Raw genomic sequence first — 19,026 nt, forward strand, 5'->3', positions numbered from 1 at the left:
CGTGCTTGGCATGATCGCCGGGAGGACGTCGTGATCAGGAGCAGGCTCGACACCGGGAGCGACGACTACCGCGCCAGGCGCGCGGCGATGCTGGCCAAGCTGGCCGAGCTGGACGCCGAGCAGGCCAAGGCGGTGGCCGGGGGCGGCGAGAAGTACGTCGCGCGGCACCGGGCCCGTGGCAAGCTGCTGGCCAGGGAGCGGGTGGAGCTGCTCGTCGACCCCGACTCCCCCTTCCTGGAGCTGTCGCCGCTGGCGGCCTGGGGCAGCGACTTCCCCGTCGGGGCGAGCGTGGTGACGGGGATCGGGGTGATCGAGGGCGTCGAGTGCGTGATCACCGCGAACGACCCCACGGTGCGCGGCGGCGCCTCGAACCCGTGGACGCTCAGGAAGACCCTGCGCTCGGCGGAGATCGCGCTGCGCAACCGGCTCCCGTACGTGAACCTGGTCGAGAGCGGCGGCGCGGACCTGCCGACGCAGAAGGAGATCTTCATTCCGGGCGGGCAGATCTTCCGCGATCTGACCAGGTTGTCGGCGGCGGGGGTGCCGACGGTGGCGCTCGTGTTCGGCAACTCGACGGCGGGCGGGGCGTACGTGCCCGGGATGAGCGACCACGTCGTGATGGTGCGGGAGCGGGCCAAGGTGTTCCTCGGCGGGCCGCCGCTGGTCAGGATGGCGACCGGGGAGGAGTCCGACGACGAGTCGCTGGGCGGGGCCGAGATGCACGCCAGGGTCAGCGGGCTGGCCGACTACCTGGCCCAGGACGAGCACGACGCGCTGCGGATCGGGCGGCGCGTCGTCGCCTCGCTGGGCTGGCGGAAGCTGGGCCGCGCGCCCGATCCCGGCGTGGCGGAGCCGGTGTATCCGGCCGAGGAACTGCTCGGGATCGTGCCGGAGGACCTGAAGGTGCCGTTCGACCCGCGCGAGGTGATCGCGCGGGTGGTGGACGGCAGCGAGTTCGCGGAGTTCAAGCCGCTGTACGGGGCCTCGCTGGTGACCGGGTGGGCGCGGATCCACGGGTATCCGGTGGGGGTGCTGGCCAACGCGCGCGGGGTGCTGTTCAGCGAGGAGTCGCAGAAGGCCACGCAGTTCATCCAGCTCGCGAACCAGTCGCGCACGCCGCTGCTGTTCCTGCAGAACACGACCGGCTACATGGTCGGCAAGGACTACGAGCAGGGCGGCATCATCAAGCACGGCGCCATGATGATCAACGCGGTGTCCAACTCCACCGTGCCGCACCTGACGGTCGTCATGGGCGCCTCGTACGGGGCGGGCAACTACGGGATGTGCGGGCGCGCGTACGAGCCCCGCTTCCTGTTCAGCTGGCCGAGCGCCAAGTCGGCGGTGATGGGCCCCGCCCAGCTCGCCGGCGTGCTGTCCATCGTGGGGCGGGCGTCGGCGCTGGCCAAGGGGCAGGTGTACGACGAGGAGGCCGACGCGGCGATGCGGGCGATGGTGGAGGCGCAGATCGAGGCCGAGTCGCTGGCCTTCTTCCTGTCGGGGCGCCTGTACGACGACGGGGTGATCGATCCGCGCGACACCCGTACCGTGCTGGGCATGTGCCTGTCGGCGATCAACAGCGCGCCGGTGCCCGAGGCGGCGGGATTCGGGGTGTTCCGGCCGTGATCACCCGCCTGCTCGTCGCGAACCGGGGCGAGATCGCCCGCCGCGTCTTCCGTACCTGCCGGGCGCTCGGCATCTCCACGGTGGCCGTGTTCTCCGACGCCGACGCGGACGCGCCGCACGTGGCCGAGGCCGACCTGGCGGTACGCCTGCCGGGCACGCGTCCGGCCGACACGTACCTGGACGTGGGGCGGCTGCTGGCGGCCTGCCGGGCCTCGGGCGCGGACGCGGTGCATCCGGGTTACGGGTTCCTGTCCGAGAGCGCGGAGTTCGCGCGGGAGGTGCTGGCGGCCGGGCTGGTCTGGGTCGGCCCGCCGCCCGAGGCCATCGCGGCCATGGGCGTCAAGATCGGGGCGAAGCGGCTGATGGCGGAGGCTGGGGTGCCGGTGCTGCCCTCGCTCGACCTCGCCGCGCCTGAGGAGTTCCCGCTGCTGGTGAAGGCGTCCGCGGGTGGTGGCGGGCGCGGGATGCGGGTGGTGCGCGAGCCCGGGGAGCTGGCCGGCGCGGTGGAGTCGGCGCGGCGGGAGGCCGCCGCGGCGTTCGGCGACGGCACGGTGTTCGCCGAGCCGCTGCTGGAGCGGGCCAGGCACGTGGAGGTCCAGGTGCTGGCCGACCGGCACGGGGCCGTGTGGGCGCTGGGCGAGCGCGAGTGCAGCGTGCAGCGGCGGCACCAGAAGGTGATCGAGGAGTGTCCCGCGCCGGGGATCTCGGAGGCGACGCGGTCGCTGCTGTACGAGGCCGCGGTCCGGGCGGCGCGCACGATCGGGTACGTCGGGGCCGGGACGGTGGAGTTCCTGGTCAAGGGGGACCGGGTGGCGTTCCTGGAGATGAACACCCGGCTCCAGGTCGAGCATCCGGTGACCGAGCTGGTTCACGGCGTGGACCTCGTGCGGCTGCAGATCGAGGTGGCGGAGGGCGCCGCGCTGCCCGCCGGGCCGCCTCCGCCGGTGGGGTGGGCGGTCGAGGCGCGGTTGTACGCCGAGGACGCCGATCATGTGCCGCAGGCCGGGGTGTTGCGGCGGTTCGAGATCCCGGGCGACGTGCGGGTGGATGCCGGGGTGGAGTCGGGGTCGGTCGTGTCGCCGCACTATGACGCGCTGCTGGCCAAGGTGGTGGCGCATGGGCCGACGCGGGCGGAGGCGGTGCGCAGGCTGGTGTCGGCGTTGCGCCGGGCCCGGCTGCACGGCTTGACCACCAACCGGGATTTGCTCGTAAATATCCTGACAAATCGGGAGTTTGTGGCCGGTAGCACGCACACCGGCTTCCTCGACCCCGACGGCCCTGTCCGCGCGTCCTCCGCGGCCCCGGAGCAGCCCGCCGAGGCCGGGCACGCGGGGCTGGCGGCCGCGCTCGCCGTGGCGGCGCTCAATCGCAGCCGCGCCCGCGTTCTCCCCGGCCTCCCCGCCGGCTGGCGGAACGTGCGCTCCCAGCCGCGCACCATCCGCTTCGAGGAGACCGGCGAGGTGACCTACGACCCGCTCCCCGAGGGTGTCACCGTCGCCGCCGCGGACCCGTACCGGGTGATCCTGGAGCACGACGGCCTGCGCCGCACGTACGAGATCGCCCACTACCCCGGCAGCGTGTGCGTCGACCACGCGGGCGGGCACGCCGAGCTGACCCCCGTCCCCCGCCTCCCCGAGCCCACCGAGCACGTCGCGCCCGGATCCCTCCTGGCCCCCATGCCGGGTAACGTGCTGCGGGTCGAGGTGGAGCCCGGTGATCGGGTGGTGAGGGGCCAGGCGGTCCTGGTCCTGGAGGCGATGAAGATGGAGCACCGCATCACCGCCCCGGCCGACGGCGTGGTGTCCGTCGTAGGCGTGGAGAAGGGCCGGCAGGTCGACGCGGGCGCGGTGCTGGTGATCATCCAGGAGGGGGACTCATGACAGACCTGGTGCACAAGGAGCTCGCGGGGGGCGTCGCGACGATCACGCTGGACTCGCCGCCCAACCGCAACGCGCTGTCCAGCCGCCTGCTGGCCGAGCTGGCCGACCGGCTGCGGTGGGCGCTGGCCGAGCCGGAGGCCAGGGTGATCGTGCTGACCGCCACGGGGCACGTGTTCTGCTCGGGTGCCGACATCAAGGAGCAGCGCGCCTCCGGGGCTCCGGTGACGGCCTCGTTCCCGGAGGTCCTGGAGCTGATCTGGGAGAGCCCCAAGCCGGTGATCTGCCGGCTCAACGGCACCGCGCGGGCGGGCGGCCTGGGGCTGGTGGCCGCGTGCGACTTCGCGATCGCGCCGCTGACGGCGTCGTTCGCGTTCACGGAGGTGCGCCTCGGCGTCGCGCCCGCCATGATCGCGGTGCCGGTGCTGCGCAGGCTGAGTGCCCGAGCGGCGGCCGAGTACTTCCTGACCGGCGAGGTCTTCGACGCGGCGCGGGCCGTGGAGATCGGCCTGCTGTCGGCGGCCGTCCCGCCCGAGGGCCTCGACGCGACCGTGGCCCGCCATGCCGAGATGCTGATGAAGGGCGGCCCGGAAGCGCTGGCGATCACGAAGCGGCTCGTCAGGGAGGTGCCGGCGATGTCGTTCAGGGGAGGGCTGCAGCGGATGACGGAGCTGTCGGCCGAGCGGTTCACCTCGGCGGAGGGCCAGGAGGGCATCGCGGCGTTCATGGCCAAGCGCCCGCCCGCGTGGGTGCCCCAGGAGGGCTGATCATGGTGCTGCGCGTCGCGAACTGCAGCGGCTTCTACGGCGACCGGCTCTCCGCCGCCAGGGAGATGGTCGAGGGCGGCCCGATCGACGTACTCACCGGCGACTGGCTGGCCGAGCTGACGATGCTCATCCTGGCCGGCAACCGGCTCAAGGGCCGCCCTGGCTACGCCCCGACGTTCCTGCGCCAGCTGGAGGACGTCCTGGGGCCCTGCCTCGACCGCGGCATCAAGATCGTGACGAACGCGGGCGGCCTCGACCCGGCCGGCTGCGCGGACGCCGTCCACGACCTCGCCGCCCGCCTCGGCCTGTCCCCGTCCATCGCGTACGTCACCGGCGACGACCTCACCGGCCACCCGCTCCCCCTCGTCAACGCCGACACCGGCGAGCACCTCACCGCGACCCCGCTGACCGCCAACGCCTACCTCGGCGGCCGCCCCATCGCCGCCGCCCTGTCGGCGGGCGCCGACGTGGTGGTCACCGGCCGCGTCACGGACGCCGCCCTGGTGACCGGCCCCGGCATCTGGCGGTACGGGTGGGGGCCCGAGGACCTCGACCCGCTGGCGGGCTCGGTGGTGGCGGGGCACGTCATCGAGTGCGGCTGCCAGGCGACGGGCGGCAACTACGCGTTCTTCCAGGACGTACCGGACCTGGCCCACTGCGGCTTCCCCCTCGCCGAGCTGCGCGCGGACGGCTCGTCCGTCATCACCAAGCACCCCGGCACCGGCGGCCTGGTCTCCATCGGCACGGTCACGGCGCAACTCGTCTACGAGCTGGGCGGCCCCCGCTACCTCGGCCCGGACGTGGTGGCCCGCTTCGACACGATCACCCTGTCGGACGACGGCCCCGACCGCGTCCTGGTCTCCGGCGTCCGGGGCGAACCGCCGCCGGACACCCTCAAGGTCGCCGTCAACTACCTGGGCGGTTACCGGAACACGATGACGCTGGTGCTGACGGGCCTGGACGTGCCGGCCAAGGCGCGGGTCGCCGAGGAGGCGCTCTGGGCCCGCGTCCCGCGCGAGTCGTTCGACGAGGTGGACGTCACGCTCACGGACTCCGGCCTGCTCCGCATCACCGTGATGTCCACGGACGAGCGCAAGGCCGGCCGCGCCTTCTCGTCCGCCGTCGTGGAGACGGGCCTGGCCAGCTACCCGGGCTTCTACGGCCTCTCCCCGCCGGGCAACGCCTCGCCGTACGGGGTGTACTGGCCGGTGCTGGTCCCGGTCTCGGAGGTGCACCCCAGGGTGTTCGTGGACGGCGCGGAACTCCCCCTCCCGCCCCCTCCGGACCGTACGCACCTGCCGCCCGCAGCGGGCGCGGGCCCGGCAACCCCCGCACCCCTCCCAGCGCCCGTGGCCGGCGCCCAGCCACCCCCGCACGCGGACGCGCGGGAGCCCGGCACCACCACCATCCCCCTGGGCCGCATCGCGGGCGCGCGCTCCGGGGACAAGGGCGGCAACGCCAACCTGGGCGTCTGGACCGACACCCGGGCCCGCTACGACTGGCTGGCGGCCCACCTGACCCCCGACACCCTCAAACGCCTCCTGCCCCATCTCGCCCCCTACCGCGTAGACCGCCACGACCTCCCCAACATCAAGGCGCTCAACTTCGTCGTCCACGGCCTCCTGGGCAGGGGCGTGGCCGCCAGCCCCCGGATGGACCCGCAGGCGAAGGCGCTGGGCGAGGAGCTGCGAGCGCAGCCGGTGGACGTCCCTACGCCCCTGGCACCGCCCGCCACCCCAGCAGCCCCGCCCCCATGAGCCCCGCCATGGCCCCGAGCGACGACGCCCGCACCTCCGGCGCCTGCCGGAAGCCCAGCCGGGCGCTCAGCCGCTCCCGCAGCGGCACGAGGAGGGTGTCGCCCGCCTGCGAGACCCCGCCGCCGATCACGATGGATTCGGGATCGAGCACCAGCGTGTACGTGGCCAGCGCCAGAGCGAGCGCCTCCACGGCCTCGTCCCACACCGCCACGGCCCGCGCGTCCCCCGCCAGCACCGCCCGGACCACCTCCTCGGCGCCGGGAAGGCCGCACCGCGCCGCCACGGCCCCGCCGGACGCGTAGGCCGCCAGGCAGCCCCGCTGCCCGCACCCGCAGGCCGCCCCGTCGGGCCGCACGGGGATGTGGCCCACCTGCCCGGCCCACCCGCCCGCGCCCCCGTACAGCGCGCCCGACAGCACCACGGCCCCCGCGATGCCGGTGCCGATGGGCAGGTACAGCACGTCCCGCCCGCCTTCCCCGTACGCGAGCTCCGCCTCCCCGGCGGCCCGCACGTCGTGCCCCAGCGCCACCGGCAGCCGTACGTCGGGGGCGAACGCGTGCGCGGGCACGTCGCGCCAGCCGAACGCGGCGGAGAAGACCGCGTGGGTGGGCGTGACGAGCCCGGGCACCGCGAGCCCGACCGCCAGCGGGCGCACGCCGTCGCGGGGACGGGCCAGGTCGGCGACGAAGGCGGAGACGGCGGCGATGACCCGCGCGGGGCCGCCGGCGCGGGGCGTGGGGCGGCGCTCGACGTGGTGGATCGTCCCGTCCCTGGCGACGAACCCGCCCTTCATGGTGGTGCCGCCCACGTCGATGGCCGCCACGTGCGTCATCCAGCCCTCCGAACAGTGCCGATAATCACTTTGAGTCATCCGTCGTCCATGCAGAAGAATGCCCTCCATGACCGTTCGCCGCCTCGCCCAGACCGACCTCGACGACTGCGCCCGGCTGGCCAAGGACCGCGGCTGGCTGCCCGAGCGGCACAAGTGGGGCCTGCTGTTCGAGATCGGCGAGCCGTACGGCATCGACGCGCCCGACGGCGACGGCCTGGCCGCCACGAACGTCCTGACCCGCTACGGCGACGACCACGCCGTGATCAGCATGGTGCTGACGGCCGCCAGGTTCGAGCGGCAGGGGCTGGGCCGCAGGCTCATGGAGCACGTGCTGGAGCAGGCGGGCGGGCGTACGGTCTCGCTGTACGCCACCGAGATGGGCCGCCCCCTGTACGAGCGGCTCGGCTTCCGCGTCGTCGGCCGGGCCGCCAAGCACACGGGTGTCTTCCGCGGCGAGCCGTCGGGCCGCACCCGCCCGGCCACGCAGGCGGATCTCGACGGCATCCTGCGGCTCGACGCGCAGGTGTTCGGCACGGATCGGTCGGCGTTGCTGCGGCGCATGTTCGGGTTCGGCGAGCAGGTGCGGGTCGCCGAGGGCGGCTTCGGCCACTGCTGGCGCAACGACGACAACACGGTGATCGGCCCGGTCGTTGCCAGGGACGAGGAGACGGCCAGGGCGCTGATCGGCGATCTGGCGCTGCACGCGGGCGGCGAGGTGCGGATGGACTTCGACCTGTCCAGGCAGGCGCTCATCGCGTGGGCGGGCGAGCACGGCATCGGCAGCCCGTGGCAGGTGTCGATGATGGTGCGCGGCGGGGAGCTGCCGGGCGACCGGTCGTGCCAGTACCTGCCGTTCATGCAGGCGCTGGGTTGACCTTGCGTGCGGCGCTCTCATAGGGTCGAGCACCAGAATATCGTTCTGTAGAGGGGCGGTACATGACCTCCACCCACATCGACGTCGGGGCCATCGACTTCGACGAGCTCGGCGCGTGGATGGACGCCGAGGGGCTGCCGGGCGGCCCGATCAGCGACCCGGCGCCGGTCCTGGGCGGCACGCAGAACGTCATGGTCCGCTTCGAGCGCGGCGGCCGCCCGTACGTGCTGCGCCGCCCTCCCCTGCACACCCGCCGCAAGAGCAACGAGGTGCTGCGCCGCGAGGCGCGGGTGCTGGCGGCGCTGCGCGACACGCCCGTGCCGGCGCCCCGGCTGGTGGCCGCGCAGACGGCGCGGGAGCCGGTGTTCTACCTGATGGAGCCGGTGGACGGGTTCAACCCCTCGACGGGGCTGCCGGAGCCGCACGCGTCCGACCCGGCGATCAGGCACCGGATGGGGCTGGAGGCCGCCGCCGCGCTGGCCGAACTGGGGCGGGTCGATCCGGCGGTGCTGCCCGGGTTCGGGCGGCCCGAGGGCTTCCTGGAGCGGCAGGTGCCGCGCTGGCTGACGGAGCTCGACTCGTACGGCGAGCTCGACGGCTATCCCGGGCCCGACATCCCCGGCCTGCGCGAGACGGCCGATTGGCTCACCCGCCACCTGCCCCGCACGTTCACGCCGGGCGTCATGCACGGCGACTACCATTTCGCGAACCTCATGTTCGCCCCCGACGGCCCCCGCGTGGCCGCGATCGTGGACTGGGAGATGTGCACGATCGGCGATCCGCTGGTGGATCTCGGCTGGCTGCTGGCCATGTGGCCGTCGGGCAACGACCACGTGCCGGGGCTGCCGCCGCCGCGCGAGCTCGTCGCGTACTACACGGCGCTGTCGGAGCGCGACATGTCGGCCATCGACTGGTACGCGGTGATGGCCTGCTTCAAGCTCGGCATCGTGCTCGAAGGCACCCACGCCAGGGCGTTCGCCGGGAAGGCGCCCAAGGACATCGGCGACCTGCTGCACGCGACCACGCTGGCGCTGTTCGAACGGGCCCAGGAGTTCATGAACGGCGCCCTCGACTGATCAGTCTCCCCATCACGATTTCCGGAAAGACGATCACAGGGGAAACCCCCGGGCATACAATTGCGCGCAATTGCTCAATTAATCGGGGAAGGATCGTCATGCGAATGCGGTTCCTCGGCTCCACCTCGGAGGCAGGCGCCTGTCCCACCCTGTACGAGACCGACCGCGGCACCATCGTCGTGCAAGGTCTCCGGGTCACCGACGCGGAGGCCCTCGCGGACCTGCGCGACGTCCTCGACGGCGAGGCCGCCGTGGAGGTCCCCCGCGAGCTCATCACCGAGATCGCCCGCCGCGTCCTCCCGGACGCCGAGGAAACCCGTGCCCGCCAGGCAAACGCTTTCCCGAGCAGCGGAGGAACACCGACGGCAACCGGTTGATCACAATTGCGGCGGGCCCTGGCATGATCGGCACCGGCGAGGCTAGCCTCTTGCGCCGTGACGTCCTTTCAGCAGGCGCGCATCGACCTCGGCAGCCAGCTACGCCAGCTGCGCGAGGCGGCCCATCTGTCGGGCAAGGAACTGGCCGAACGGCTGCGCTGGCAGCCGTCCAAGGTCTCCAGGCTGGAGAACGCCCGGCAGACGGCGACCGAGGATGACGTGGTCGTGTGGGCGCAGGCCGTCAACGCCTCGCCCGACACGACGGACGAGCTGATCAGGCAGTCCATCGCGCTGCTGGAACGGCACGACGACTGGAAGCAGCGCCACCGCAGCGGCCTGGCCGCGATCCAGGAGGACGTCCGCGACCTGGAGGCCCGCACGAAGGTCTTCCGCGTCTTCGAGCCGGGCATCATGGTGGGCCTGCTGCAGACCTCCGAGTACGCCAGGCACGTGTTCCGCAAGGTCAAGCGGCTCTACAGCGCGGCCGACCAGATCGACGCGGCGGTGCGGGTGCGCATGCAGCGCCAGGAGATCCTCTACGACCGGACGCGCACGTTCAGGTTCGTGGTCACCGAGGCCGCGCTGCGCACGATGCTGGCGCCGCCCGAGGTGATGCGCGGCCAGCTCGACCGCCTGCTCGCCGTCAGCACGCTGCCGAACGTCGAGTTCGGCGTCATCCCGTTCGGCACCGAGCTGCCGGCCAACCCGGTCAACGGCTTCTGGATCTACAACGAGGCCATGGTCGCGGTCGCCACGATGACCAAGGACCTGATCCTGAGCGATCCCGATGACATCGCCTTCTACGTCCGGGCGTTCGACGATTACGCGAAGGCGGCCGAGTTCGAGGAGACGGGGCGGGAAGTCATCATCGCGATTCTTCACGATTACCGGAAACAAACCCCACATTAACCGCAGCAATTGCTTGCCCCCCACCGCAAGATCGTGCAATTCTGACGCGAGACGATGCGGAGGTGACGCATGATGCTTGATACCGCGCTCTGCCTCGAGCGGTTCGCCTGGCACGCGGGTCGTCATGCCGACCTGTCCGTGCAGAGCCTGGCGCTGTCCAGCGACCCGGCGTACGTATCGGTCCGCAACCGCTTCTCGGCCACCCTCGCCGAGACCGTGACCTGCTCCGACGAGGGCGCCTTCATCACCTCGTGGGGTTACCGCCTGGGCACCACGGAGGACGTCGAGTCCGCCGCCGCCCGCCTCGCCTTCCTCCTGGCCGCCCTGCCCGCCTAGGGCTGTTTGAACGGGATGTTGAGCCAGGGGCTGTCGGGGTCGGTCGTCAGGATGCGGTGCGCGTCGAGCATCTCGCCGTACCAGTCGCCGAACTCCTCCTCGTCGAAGTGCAGGCAGCGGCCCAGGATGTAGCCGGCCGAGAAGTCCTCCCAGGAGCGGTAGTTGATCCGGCTGACCCGCCCGGCGCGCACGACCGCCTGCTCGGCCTCCTCCAGGGTGCAGAAGCGGGCGCCGAGCCCCCAGCGGGCCATCTTCGAGGCCCGCCCGTAGTCCCACGCCTCCACCGAGTGCACGAACCGGCCCTCGGCGAGCAGCCCGTCCGCGCGGAAGCGCGCCTCGTACCGGACGATGCGCCCGATGAGCCGCTGCGCCCCGGCGGCCATGGCCTCCGCCTCTGCCTCGCTCAGCGGCTCCGGCCCCTCCGCCGCGCGGCTGCGCAGGACGCGCGCGGTCACCTGCCGCCAGTGGTCGACCTCGACCACGCCGCCGTAGTCGAGGGCGAGGCCGCGGCGCACGCCCAGCACGAAGCCCCAGACCGGGCTGCTCATCCGGCCGGCGAGCAGCTTCTCCACCGCGTTCGCCAGCGCCGCCGGGGTGGTGATCTCCCACCACTCCCGCAGGCGCTTTCTCTCGCCGACGTAGCCGGTGCCGTGCCAGCCCATCGCGTTCCAGAGGGAGCCGTTGCTGACGCAGAGCAGCGCCCCGCAGGCGAGCCCGTGGGCGACCGGGCCGTGCAGCGGGCCGCCTGACCACAGGGTGCGCAGCCGGTTGCCGGGGGCGACGGTCGCGCGCTCGGTGTGCCGGCGCCACACCTGCCGGTGGGCGGCCGTCGTGGGGAAGAACGCCTCGCACGGGCTGCCCGGGTTGACGGCCAGCCATGCCTCGCCCCCAGGCCAGTCGTGGGCGAGGGCCGCCAGGTCGGTCCTGAAGAAGACCGGGTCCGGCACGGGCGCGGGAAGCATCCCGTCGGTGAGGAACACCAGACTGCGGACGCCGTGCCGGGGATCCCAGCGGACGGGGTTGTAGAAGTTCCAGTCCTGCCGGGAGTCGGCCTGGGACCGCGACATCGCGTGGAAGAGCTTCACCTGGGCGAGGACGTCGAAGTACGCGGGCCAGTCGCCGCGCGTCCTGGCGTCGTACAGGCCGCGCTCGATCTCCGTGGGCGCCCGCCAGTACGGAGCCGGCGCCGCGCCCGCCAGGCCCGCTCCTGGATCGTCCCGCACCCCCATGCGGCGTTACCTTACAACCGCTCTGTACGGCTCTGCTCGACAGCACCCCGCCTTGTGGAGCACCTTCCGCGGCTCGGGCCGGTCCACGTTCCCGGCGGGGCGCCGCCGCGGCCGCGCCCCGCCCTCGCCTACGCCGCGCAGTCGTAGAGCCCGTCCTGGCCGTCCACGGCCGTGCAGTTCTGCTGCACCCAGCTCGTCACCTCCGAGTTGCCCCGGCCGGGCCCGCCACCGCTGCCCGGCATGACGTACCTGAGCTGTCCCGAGGAGACCAGCGACCGGAGCCGGTCCACGGTCATGGCGGGGTCGCTGCCGGTGAAGCCGCCCATGGCGATCACGGGCTTGCCGGTGGACAGGATCAGGCCGGACGCCTGCTGCGCGCTGCCCACCGCGACCAGCCACGTCGCGCTCCCCTGGTGGGCGACCAGATACGCGGCCATCGCGTCGCCGACGCCGCCGCCGGGACCGCCCCGCCCCATGAGGCCGGACCGGCCGCTGCCTCGCCCTTCGGCCGCCGTCCGCCCGTTCTGCGGGTCGCCGCCCGGCTGGCCCGCGCTGTCCGGGAGCTGTCCGTCGCCCGGCATCCGTCCTGGTGTGCCTCCGGGCCCGCCGAGGCCCGTCCGTCCCGGCGAGGGGCCGGCGGTCGGGTTCGTCCCGTTGATCGGGGACTGCAGGGGCGTCACCGCGTACGCGGCGGGCCCGGCGAGCCCGGCGACCACCGCGGCCGCCAGCGCGACCGCCAGCGCGACCGCCGCGAACCGCGCCGTCACCCGCGCCCGCACCCTGGCCAGCACGAGCACCACCACGGCCACCAGGCTCGCCCCGAGCACGATCCAGGCCAGCCACGGCAGCCAGTCGGGCGTGCGGCGCAGCACCACGAACGACCAGCCCCCGGTCAGCGCCACCGCCAGCGGCAGCGCCCAGGCCCACGCCCGCGACCGCCGGTACGCCTGCCACATCACCACGAACCCCGTCCCGGCCAGCGCGGCCACCGCGGGAGCCAGGGCGGTGGTGTAGTACGGGTGGAAGGTGCCGCTGGAGAAGCTGAACACCGCGTAGTGCACGACCAGCCACCCGCCCCACACCAGCCAGGCCGCCGCCGCCGGCCCGCCGTCCGCGTGCAGGCGCCGCACCCGCAGCAGGATCGCGAACGCCAGCGTCACCGCGCAGAACGGCAACAGCCACGAGATCTGCCCCGCCAGGATGTCGTTGAACAGCCGCCCGGCCCCCGGCTCCCCGCCGAAGCCCCCGCCACCGCCGCCCCGGTCCTGGCCGAAGACACGGCCGAGGCCGTTGTAGCCGATCACCAGGTCCCGGACGGTGTTGTCGGTGGAGCCGCCGATGTAGGGGCGGGAGTCCTCAGGCCACAGGTCGGTGACCACCACCCACCAGGCGCTGGACGCCACCAGCACGACCCCGGCCGCCAGCAGGCGCCCCACCCGTTTGAGCCACGGCACCCCGGCGCACACCAGGTACGCCAGCGCGAAGGCCGGCACCACCAGGTACGCCTGCAACATCTTGGCGTTGAACCCGAGCCCCACGAAGAACGCCGCCAGCAGCAGCGGCCGCAGCCGCCCCGTCCGCAGCGCCTCCAGGCAGAACCAGGCCGACAGCACCAGCAGCAGCACGAGCACGGTGTCGGGGTTGTTGTCCCGGTTGATCGCCACGGTGATCGGCGTGAGCGTCATGACGACGGCGGCGATCAGCGCGGCGAGGTGGCCCCCGGCAGGCCGTGAGCCAGGCGAGGCGGCGAAGGCGCGGCGCACGGCCGAGTGCACCAGGCCGACGGCGGCCACCCCGGCGAACGCCTGCGGGAGCAGCATGCTCCAGGTGCCGTAGCCGAAGATCCGCGCCGACAGCCCCATCACCCACAGCGCCAGCGGCGGCTTGTCCACGGTGATGAAGGAGCCGGCGTCGATCGCGCCGAAGAAGAACGCCTTCCAGCTCCGGGTGCCCGACAGGATGGCGGCGGCGTAGTACTCGTTGGCGTTGCCGCTCAGCGCCCACGCGTACAGGACGAACGCCACGGCGAGCACCGCCCACAGCGCGGGCCGCGACCAGCGCGGGTCGTCCTCGGCGCCGAGGAGGGCACGGGCGAGCGCGCCGCGCTTGCCGGCGGCCCGGTGCCCGGGCCTGACGGCGGTGGTGGTCATCGGGTGGCCCTCCGCTCGGGGTTGAAGACCCACGCGCGCAGCAGCAGGAAGCGTACGAGCGTGGCCGCCGCGTTGGCGACGATGACCGCGATCAGCTCCACCGCGTGGGAGACCCCGGCGGGCAGCAGGGAGAGGCTGCCCGAGGTGAGCGCCAGCCCGACGAGGAACGCGATCAGCCCTTCGAACTGGTGCCGCACGGCCCCGCCCGAGCCCCTGACGCCGAAGGTGAAGCGGCGGTTCGCCGCGGTGTTGGCCACGGCGGTGACCAGCAGCGCGACCGCGTTGGCGGCGAGGGGCGGCACGACCTGGCGCAGCAGCGAGTACAGCAGCAGGTACGCCAGCGTGCTGATCACCCCCACGACCGCGAACCGCGGGAGCTGCCTGGCCATGCCCTTCGGCAGCTCGGCCCGCTCGACCCTGGCGGGCACGGGGATGCGGGCGGCGCCGGACAGGGCCCTGCGCCCGACCCGCACCAGGCCGCGCAGGTCGTCGAGGGCGGTCTGGACGATCTCCACCCGGCTGTCCGGGTCGTCCACCCAGTCCACGGGCACCTCGTGGATGCGCAGGCCGTGGCGCTCGGCCAGGAGCAGCAGCTCGGTGTCGAAGAACCACTGCTCGTCCTCGACCCCGGGCAGCAGAGCCTGGGCGATCTCCGTACGGGCGGCCTTGAAGCCGCACTGCGCGTCCGAGAACCCGGCGCCCATGCCGAGGCGGAGCAGCAGGTTGTACGAGCGGGAGATGAACTCCCGCTTGGGCCCCCGCTCCACCCGCGCCGCGCGGGCCAGGCGGGTGCCGATGGCCAGGTCGCTGTGGCCGGACAGCAGCGGCGCCACCAGCGGCAGGAACGCGTCGAGGTCGGTGGACAGGTCCACGTCCATGTAGCTGACGACGTCGGCCTCGCTCTGCGACCACACCCTGCGCAGGGCCCGCCCGCGGCCCTTCTCGTCCAGGTGCACGGCCCGGACGTTCGGCAGCTCCCTGGCCAGCTCGGTGGCGAGCTGCCAGGTGTTGTCCGTGCTGGCGTTGTCGGCGATCGTGATGCGGAAGCCGTAGGGGAAGTTCCCGGTGAGGTAGGTCTGCAGCCGGGTGATGCCGGCCCGCAACGCCCGCTGCTCGTTGTGGACCGGGACGACCACCTCGACCAGGCGGGTCCGCACTGCTGTGGTTTCCATGCAGCTAAGGACACGTTTGGGGTCTTTAAGGCGACTTATCCGATTCTGAGTTACGGATGAGAGTTCCCGGCAGCTCCATGGTGGCGATGGCTCCGCCGTCCGGGGCGTTCTCCAGGCTCACGGTGCCGCCGGCCTCCGTGACGGCCTGCGCCACGATCGCCAGCCCCAGCCCGGAGCCGGGCAGGCCGCGCGCCGACGGGGAGCGCCAGAACCGCTCGAAGACGTGCGGCAGCTCCTCCTCGGGCAGCCCGGGGCCGTGGTCGCGCACGGTCAGGCGGCCGTCGCGCAGGTTCACCTCGACCTGGGCGCCCGGCGGGCTGAACTTGGCGGCGTTGTCGATGAGGTTCAGCACGGCACGTTCCAGCGAGGTGGCGCTGCCCACGACGTACCAGGGGCGCAGGTCTGTGACGACCTCGGCGCCGCGCAGCCTGGCGCGCTCGACGGCGGCCGTGACCACCTCGTGCAGGCCCAGCTCGACGTGCGGCTCGTGGTCGGTGTCGCCCCTGGCGAGCTGGAGCAGGTCGGCCACCAGCGTGGACAGCTCGGCGAACTGCGCCTTCACGTTGACCAGCAGGCGCTCCTTGGCGCCGGGGTCGAGGCTGCGGCCGGTCTGCTCGCTGCGCAGCAGCAGGTCGATGTTGGTGCGCAGGGTGGTGAGCGGGGTCCGCAGCTCGTGGCCGGCGTCGGCGACGAGCTGTTTCTGGCGCTCCCTGGAGCCTGCCAGGGCGGCGGTCATGGCGTTGAACGAGGAGGACAGGCGGGCGATCTCGTCGTTGCCGTGGACGGGGATGCGCGTGTCGAGGTCCTCGGTCTGCGCGATGTGCTCGACCGCCCTGGTCAGGTCGCCGACCGGGCGCAGGGCGGAGCGGGAGATCGCGAGCCCGGCCATGGCCGCGCCGAGCACGCCGAGCACGGAGATGCCCACGAGCATGATCCCGGCGTTACGCAACGTGCGCTGGATGTACCCGACAGGCCTGGCCTCCATGACCGCCACGCCGGGCTTGAAGTTGATCGTCACCACGCGCACGTCCTTGCCGTCGCGCGTCGTCCCGTAGCGGTAGACGGGCTCGCACGGCTCGAAGGCCTGCGCGTCTTTCTCGTAGTCGGGCACGATGGGCGACGGGCCGATCGAGCAGGTGGTGTTGTCGGCGTACAGCAAAGTCGCCAGGCCGTCGACGAACGGGCCCCGCGCGCCCTCCGGCGTGCAGTTGCGCTCCAGAAACCCCTTGTCGCCCCCTCGCACCGACTCCAGGATGCTCTGGTCGAAGTTGCCGATGAGCCGGGTCTGCAGGATGAAGTACGACGCGCCCGCGCACATCGCGATGGCCAGCGCCACTGCCACCGTCACCAGGAGCGTCAGCCGCGTGCGCAGGGTGCCGCGGGTGGCCAGGCCGCGCAGGCGCTCACCCAGCCCGCCACCGTTCACGGCGTGGTCCTGAGCACATAACCCACCCCGCGCACGGTGTGGATCACGCGCGGCTCGCCCCCGGCCTCGGTCTTGCGCCGCAGGTACATCACGTACACGTCGAGCGAGTTGGACGTCGGCTCGAAGTCGAAGCCCCACACCTCGCTGAGGATCTGGTCCCTGGTCAGCACCTGGCGCGGGTGCGCCAGGAACAGCTCCATCAGCAGGTACTCGGTCCTGGTCAGGTCGAGCCTGCGGTCGCCGCGGGTGACCTCCCTGGTCGCCGGGTCCATGCGCAGGTCGCCGTACGAGAGCGTGTCGCCCTCGGCCGTGCCCGTGCTGAGCGCGCCGCGCCGCAGCAGGGCCCGCACCCTGGCCAGCAGCTCGTCCAGCTCGAACGGCTTGACGAGGTAGTCGTCGGCCCCCGCGTCGAGCCCGGAGACCCGGTCGCCGACCGCGTCGCGAGCCGTGAGCATGAGCACCGGGACATGGTTGCCCGACCCGCGCAGCCTGCGGCACGCGGTCAGCCCGTCGAGCCTGGGCATCATGACGTCGAGCAGCACCGCGTCGTACGGCTCCGCCGCCAGGGCGTCGAGCGCCTGTTGCCCGTCGTCGGCGGTGACGACCTTGTAGCCCTCGAACTCCAGGCTCGACTGCAGAGCCTCGCGCAACGCGGGCTCGTCGTCCACTACCAGCAACCGTGCGGGCTCACTCATGCTTACAAACGCTAGGGGCTCATCATGAAAACGTGATGAACGACCTCACAGAGGTCTTATGAGGATCACCACGCGACGGGCATCGAAGTGAGCCCGAAGATGGGTCCATCGTACTTGGCGGGCAGCTCCTCATCGGCCACCGTCACCCGCAGGCCGGGCAGGCGCTCGAACAGCGTGCGCAGCGCGATCTCCAGCTCGGCGCGCGCCAGGTTCTGGCCCAGGCACTGGTGCACGCCGTACCCGAAGGCCACGTGGTGGCGGGCGCCGCGCTCGACGTCGAAGTCGTCGGGCCGCTCGAACGCCCGCGCGTCGCGGTTGGCCGAGGCGCCGAGCACGAAGATGCCCTCGCCCTTCCTGACGAGCTGACCGCCGATCTCCTGGTCCTCGACGGCGACCCGGTCGAAGGCCACCCAGTCCACGATCGAGTGGTAACGCAGCAGCTCATCGACCGCCATGGGCCAGCGGTCGGGGTTCTCGCGCAGCGCGGCGAGCTGGTCCGGGTGGCGCAGGAGGGTGAGCGTGGCCAGCGGGATCATGTTGGCGGTGGTCTCGTGGCCGGCGACGAGCAGCAGGAACATCACGCCCACCAGCTCGTCGTGCGTGAGCCGCCCGCCGGTGATCAGCCGGCCCAGGAGGTCGTCCTTCGGGGCCTTCTCGGCGTCCGTGACGAGCCCGTCGAGGTAGTCCCTGATCGCGAACGCCGGCGTGTGGAAGTCCCCGTCGGAGCTGAGCATCTCGCGGGTTCGCGCCTGGAAGAACTCGTGGTCGGCGTACGGGACCCCGAGGAGCTGGCAGATCACCAGCGAGGGCAGCGCGAGCCCGAACGCCTCGACCAGCTCCGCCTCGGAGCCCTGCGCGACCATGTCGTCGATGAGCCGGTCGACCAGCGCCTGGATCCCCGGCCGCAGGTCCCTGATCCGCCTGACGGTGAACTCGGGGATGAGCAGCCGCCTGAACCTGGTGTGCTCGGGCGGGTCCAGGTCGATGAAGTGACCGGCCAGGAACTTCTCCATGGCCGCCGCCTCCTCGGGCGACGGCGGCGGCGCGGTGTGGAGGGCGGCGTTGGGATGGCCGGGCGTGGCCGGGCTGGTGCTGATGCCGCTGCCGGCGAGCACCCGCTGGGCCTCGGCGTGCCGGGTGACGAGCCAGACGTCCCCGTTGGGGAGCGAGGCCCTGACGAGCGGGGCCTGCTCGCGCATCCGCTCGTACTCGGGCGGCGGCGCGAACGGGCAGGTACGCGGAACTGGGAAGGAATGCGCCATAGTGTTGCCCCCAAGAAGCCGATCGCATTGCTTACTTACGCGAAAGTAAGCAATGATGCGATGGGCCGTCAAGTGATGGGAGCGGAATGGCGGGCCGGCGGACGGACACACGTGAGCGGATCCAGCAGGTGGCGCTGGAGTTGTTCGCCGAGCGCGGATACGACAAGACCTCGCTGCAGGAGGTGGCCGAGCGGCTGGAGATCACCAGGCCGGCGCTCTACTACCACTTCCGCACGAAGGAGGACATCCTCGCCAGCGTGGTGGACCGGCTGTGCGACTCGATCGACGAACTGATGGCCTGGGCCGGGGAGCAGCCGAGGACGGCCGAGTCACGCCGGGAGATCCTGCGGCGCATGTCGGGGCTGATGGAGGATCAGTGGCGGCCGATGTTCAGGTTCGCCCAGGTGAATCAGGGCGTCATGCAGCACAACGTGGCCGGGGAGCGCATGCGGAGCCGGATCGTCGGCATGCTGTCGGTGCTGGCCGTGCCGGGGGCGGACGCGGTCAAGCAGTTCGAGGCCCGGCTGGCGGTGTTCGCGGTGATACTCGGGAGCGCGCCGTTCCTGTTCGACATGGACCTGGACGAGGGCGAGCGGGCGGACGTGGCCCTGGAGGTGGCCTCCAAGCTCGTCACCGACTGAGCCTCGGGCCGCCGCCGGAGCGC

Annotated in this window: 17 protein-coding genes; 10 read left to right on the forward strand and 7 right to left on the reverse strand. The window is 72.6% G+C overall.

The features are described from left to right. Positions 1–87: 87 nt before the first annotated feature. Genes ACBJ32_RS14065 through ACBJ32_RS14080 form a run of 4 tightly spaced genes read left to right on the forward strand, consistent with a single transcriptional unit; the run spans position 88 to position 6,024 of the window. A complete protein-coding gene (locus tag ACBJ32_RS14065; RefSeq protein ID WP_375127753.1) occupies positions 88–1,623 on the forward strand; it encodes an acyl-CoA carboxylase subunit beta in 1,536 nt (511 codons plus the stop codon). Continuing rightward, a complete protein-coding gene (locus ACBJ32_RS14070) occupies positions 1,620–3,503 on the forward strand; it encodes a biotin carboxylase N-terminal domain-containing protein (protein ID WP_375127072.1) in 1,884 nt (627 codons plus the stop codon). The genes ACBJ32_RS14065 and ACBJ32_RS14070 overlap by 4 nt, the downstream gene beginning before the upstream one ends. Further along, positions 3,500–4,267 carry an enoyl-CoA hydratase-related protein gene (locus tag ACBJ32_RS14075; RefSeq protein ID WP_375127073.1) on the forward strand — a complete coding sequence of 256 codons (768 nt, stop codon included), beginning with the start codon at positions 3,500–3,502 and terminating at the stop codon, positions 4,265–4,267. The genes ACBJ32_RS14070 and ACBJ32_RS14075 overlap by 4 nt, the downstream gene beginning before the upstream one ends. Positions 4,268–4,269: 2 nt before the next feature. Then, entirely contained in the window at positions 4,270–6,024 is a 1,755-nt protein-coding gene (locus tag ACBJ32_RS14080; protein WP_375127074.1) for an acyclic terpene utilization AtuA family protein, read from the forward strand. Here ACBJ32_RS14080 and ACBJ32_RS14085 read toward each other — a convergent pair. Beyond that, positions 5,978–6,856: an ROK family protein gene (locus ACBJ32_RS14085; RefSeq protein WP_375127075.1), complete on the reverse strand. Its 879-nt coding sequence runs from the start codon at positions 6,854–6,856 to the stop codon at positions 5,978–5,980. The two genes, ACBJ32_RS14080 and ACBJ32_RS14085, sit on opposite strands and share 47 nt — an antisense overlap. Positions 6,857–6,923: 67 nt before the next feature. On the opposite strand from ACBJ32_RS14085, the gene ACBJ32_RS14090 reads away from it, so the two are divergent. The 5 genes from ACBJ32_RS14090 to ACBJ32_RS14110 all read left to right on the forward strand — a co-directional run bounded on the left by ACBJ32_RS14090 (position 6,924) and on the right by ACBJ32_RS14110 (position 10,428). Next, on the forward strand, positions 6,924–7,730 hold the full coding sequence (locus tag ACBJ32_RS14090; protein ID WP_375127076.1) for a GNAT family N-acetyltransferase: 807 nt from the start codon (positions 6,924–6,926) through the stop codon (positions 7,728–7,730). A 62-nt stretch (positions 7,731–7,792) separates the two neighbouring features. Further along, complete coding sequence (locus tag ACBJ32_RS14095; RefSeq protein ID WP_375127077.1) at positions 7,793–8,806, forward strand: phosphotransferase family protein; 1,014 nt, start codon at positions 7,793–7,795, stop codon at positions 8,804–8,806. A 104-nt stretch (positions 8,807–8,910) separates the two neighbouring features. Further along, positions 8,911–9,183 (forward strand): hypothetical protein, encoded by a 273-nt coding sequence (locus tag ACBJ32_RS14100; RefSeq protein ID WP_375127078.1) that lies wholly within the window; start codon positions 8,911–8,913, stop codon positions 9,181–9,183. Positions 9,184–9,240: 57 nt separating this feature from the next. Then, positions 9,241–10,092, forward strand: coding sequence for a helix-turn-helix domain-containing protein (locus tag ACBJ32_RS14105; RefSeq protein ID WP_375127079.1), 852 nt, complete (start codon positions 9,241–9,243; stop codon positions 10,090–10,092). Positions 10,093–10,161: 69 nt separating this feature from the next. Then, positions 10,162–10,428, forward strand: coding sequence for a hypothetical protein (locus ACBJ32_RS14110; RefSeq protein WP_357869288.1), 267 nt, complete (start codon positions 10,162–10,164; stop codon positions 10,426–10,428). Here the strand turns inward: ACBJ32_RS14110 and ACBJ32_RS14115 are convergent. From ACBJ32_RS14115 to ACBJ32_RS14140, 6 genes are all read right to left on the reverse strand, one after another. After that, positions 10,425–11,657 carry a DUF1266 domain-containing protein gene (locus tag ACBJ32_RS14115; protein WP_375127080.1) on the reverse strand — a complete coding sequence of 411 codons (1,233 nt, stop codon included), beginning with the start codon at positions 11,655–11,657 and terminating at the stop codon, positions 10,425–10,427. The genes ACBJ32_RS14110 and ACBJ32_RS14115 overlap by 4 nt on opposite strands. Positions 11,658–11,785: 128 nt before the next feature. Beyond that, the gene (locus ACBJ32_RS14120) at positions 11,786–13,807 is read right to left on the reverse strand and encodes an ArnT family glycosyltransferase (RefSeq protein ID WP_375127081.1); all 2,022 of its coding nucleotides are present in this window, start codon (positions 13,805–13,807) and stop codon (positions 11,786–11,788) included. Further along, the gene (locus ACBJ32_RS14125) at positions 13,804–14,979 is read right to left on the reverse strand and encodes a glycosyltransferase (protein ID WP_375127082.1); all 1,176 of its coding nucleotides are present in this window, start codon (positions 14,977–14,979) and stop codon (positions 13,804–13,806) included. Before ACBJ32_RS14125 ends, ACBJ32_RS14120 begins: the two co-directional genes overlap by 4 nt. A 25-nt stretch (positions 14,980–15,004) precedes the next feature. Then, the gene (locus ACBJ32_RS14130) at positions 15,005–16,405 is read right to left on the reverse strand and encodes an ATP-binding protein (protein WP_375127083.1); all 1,401 of its coding nucleotides are present in this window, start codon (positions 16,403–16,405) and stop codon (positions 15,005–15,007) included. Continuing rightward, a complete protein-coding gene (locus tag ACBJ32_RS14135) occupies positions 16,402–17,100 on the reverse strand; it encodes a response regulator transcription factor (protein WP_375127084.1) in 699 nt (232 codons plus the stop codon). Before ACBJ32_RS14135 ends, ACBJ32_RS14130 begins: the two co-directional genes overlap by 4 nt. 65 nt (positions 17,101–17,165) lie before the next feature. Continuing rightward, on the reverse strand, positions 17,166–18,362 hold the full coding sequence (locus ACBJ32_RS14140) for a cytochrome P450 (RefSeq protein WP_375127085.1): 1,197 nt from the start codon (positions 18,360–18,362) through the stop codon (positions 17,166–17,168). Between the two features lie 86 nt (positions 18,363–18,448). Here ACBJ32_RS14140 and ACBJ32_RS14145 point away from each other — a divergent pair, with 86 nt between their 5' ends. Next, positions 18,449–19,003: a TetR/AcrR family transcriptional regulator gene (locus ACBJ32_RS14145; protein ID WP_375127086.1), complete on the forward strand. Its 555-nt coding sequence runs from the start codon at positions 18,449–18,451 to the stop codon at positions 19,001–19,003. The last annotated feature ends 23 nt before the right edge of the window (positions 19,004–19,026 follow it).

Source organism: Nonomuraea sp. GTA35 (genome assembly GCF_041950525.1).
Classification (GTDB): Bacteria; Actinomycetota; Actinomycetes; order Streptosporangiales; family Streptosporangiaceae; genus Nonomuraea.

Bases quoted from the DNA above. Each gene is read 5' to 3' on its own strand.
- ACBJ32_RS14065 (WP_375127753.1), top strand. From the start codon at position 88: ATGCTGGCCAAGCTGGCCGAGCTGGACGCCGAGCAGGCCAAGGCGGTG.
- ACBJ32_RS14075 (WP_375127073.1), top strand. From the start codon at position 3,500: ATGACAGACCTGGTGCACAAGGAGCTCGCGGGGGGCGTCGCGACGATC.
- ACBJ32_RS14080 (WP_375127074.1), top strand. From the start codon at position 4,270: ATGGTGCTGCGCGTCGCGAACTGCAGCGGCTTCTACGGCGACCGGCTC.
- ACBJ32_RS14085 (WP_375127075.1), bottom strand. From the start codon at position 6,856: ATGACGCACGTGGCGGCCATCGACGTGGGCGGCACCACCATGAAGGGC.
- ACBJ32_RS14090 (WP_375127076.1), top strand. From the start codon at position 6,924: ATGACCGTTCGCCGCCTCGCCCAGACCGACCTCGACGACTGCGCCCGG.
- ACBJ32_RS14095 (WP_375127077.1), top strand. From the start codon at position 7,793: ATGACCTCCACCCACATCGACGTCGGGGCCATCGACTTCGACGAGCTC.
- ACBJ32_RS14100 (WP_375127078.1), top strand. From the start codon at position 8,911: ATGCGGTTCCTCGGCTCCACCTCGGAGGCAGGCGCCTGTCCCACCCTG.
- ACBJ32_RS14110 (WP_357869288.1), top strand. From the start codon at position 10,162: ATGATGCTTGATACCGCGCTCTGCCTCGAGCGGTTCGCCTGGCACGCG.
- ACBJ32_RS14115 (WP_375127080.1), bottom strand. From the start codon at position 11,657: ATGGGGGTGCGGGACGATCCAGGAGCGGGCCTGGCGGGCGCGGCGCCG.
- ACBJ32_RS14120 (WP_375127081.1), bottom strand. From the start codon at position 13,807: ATGACCACCACCGCCGTCAGGCCCGGGCACCGGGCCGCCGGCAAGCGC.
- ACBJ32_RS14125 (WP_375127082.1), bottom strand. From the start codon at position 14,979: ATGGAAACCACAGCAGTGCGGACCCGCCTGGTCGAGGTGGTCGTCCCG.
- ACBJ32_RS14135 (WP_375127084.1), bottom strand. From the start codon at position 17,100: ATGAGTGAGCCCGCACGGTTGCTGGTAGTGGACGACGAGCCCGCGTTG.
- ACBJ32_RS14140 (WP_375127085.1), bottom strand. From the start codon at position 18,362: ATGGCGCATTCCTTCCCAGTTCCGCGTACCTGCCCGTTCGCGCCGCCG.
- ACBJ32_RS14145 (WP_375127086.1), top strand. From the start codon at position 18,449: ATGGCGGGCCGGCGGACGGACACACGTGAGCGGATCCAGCAGGTGGCG.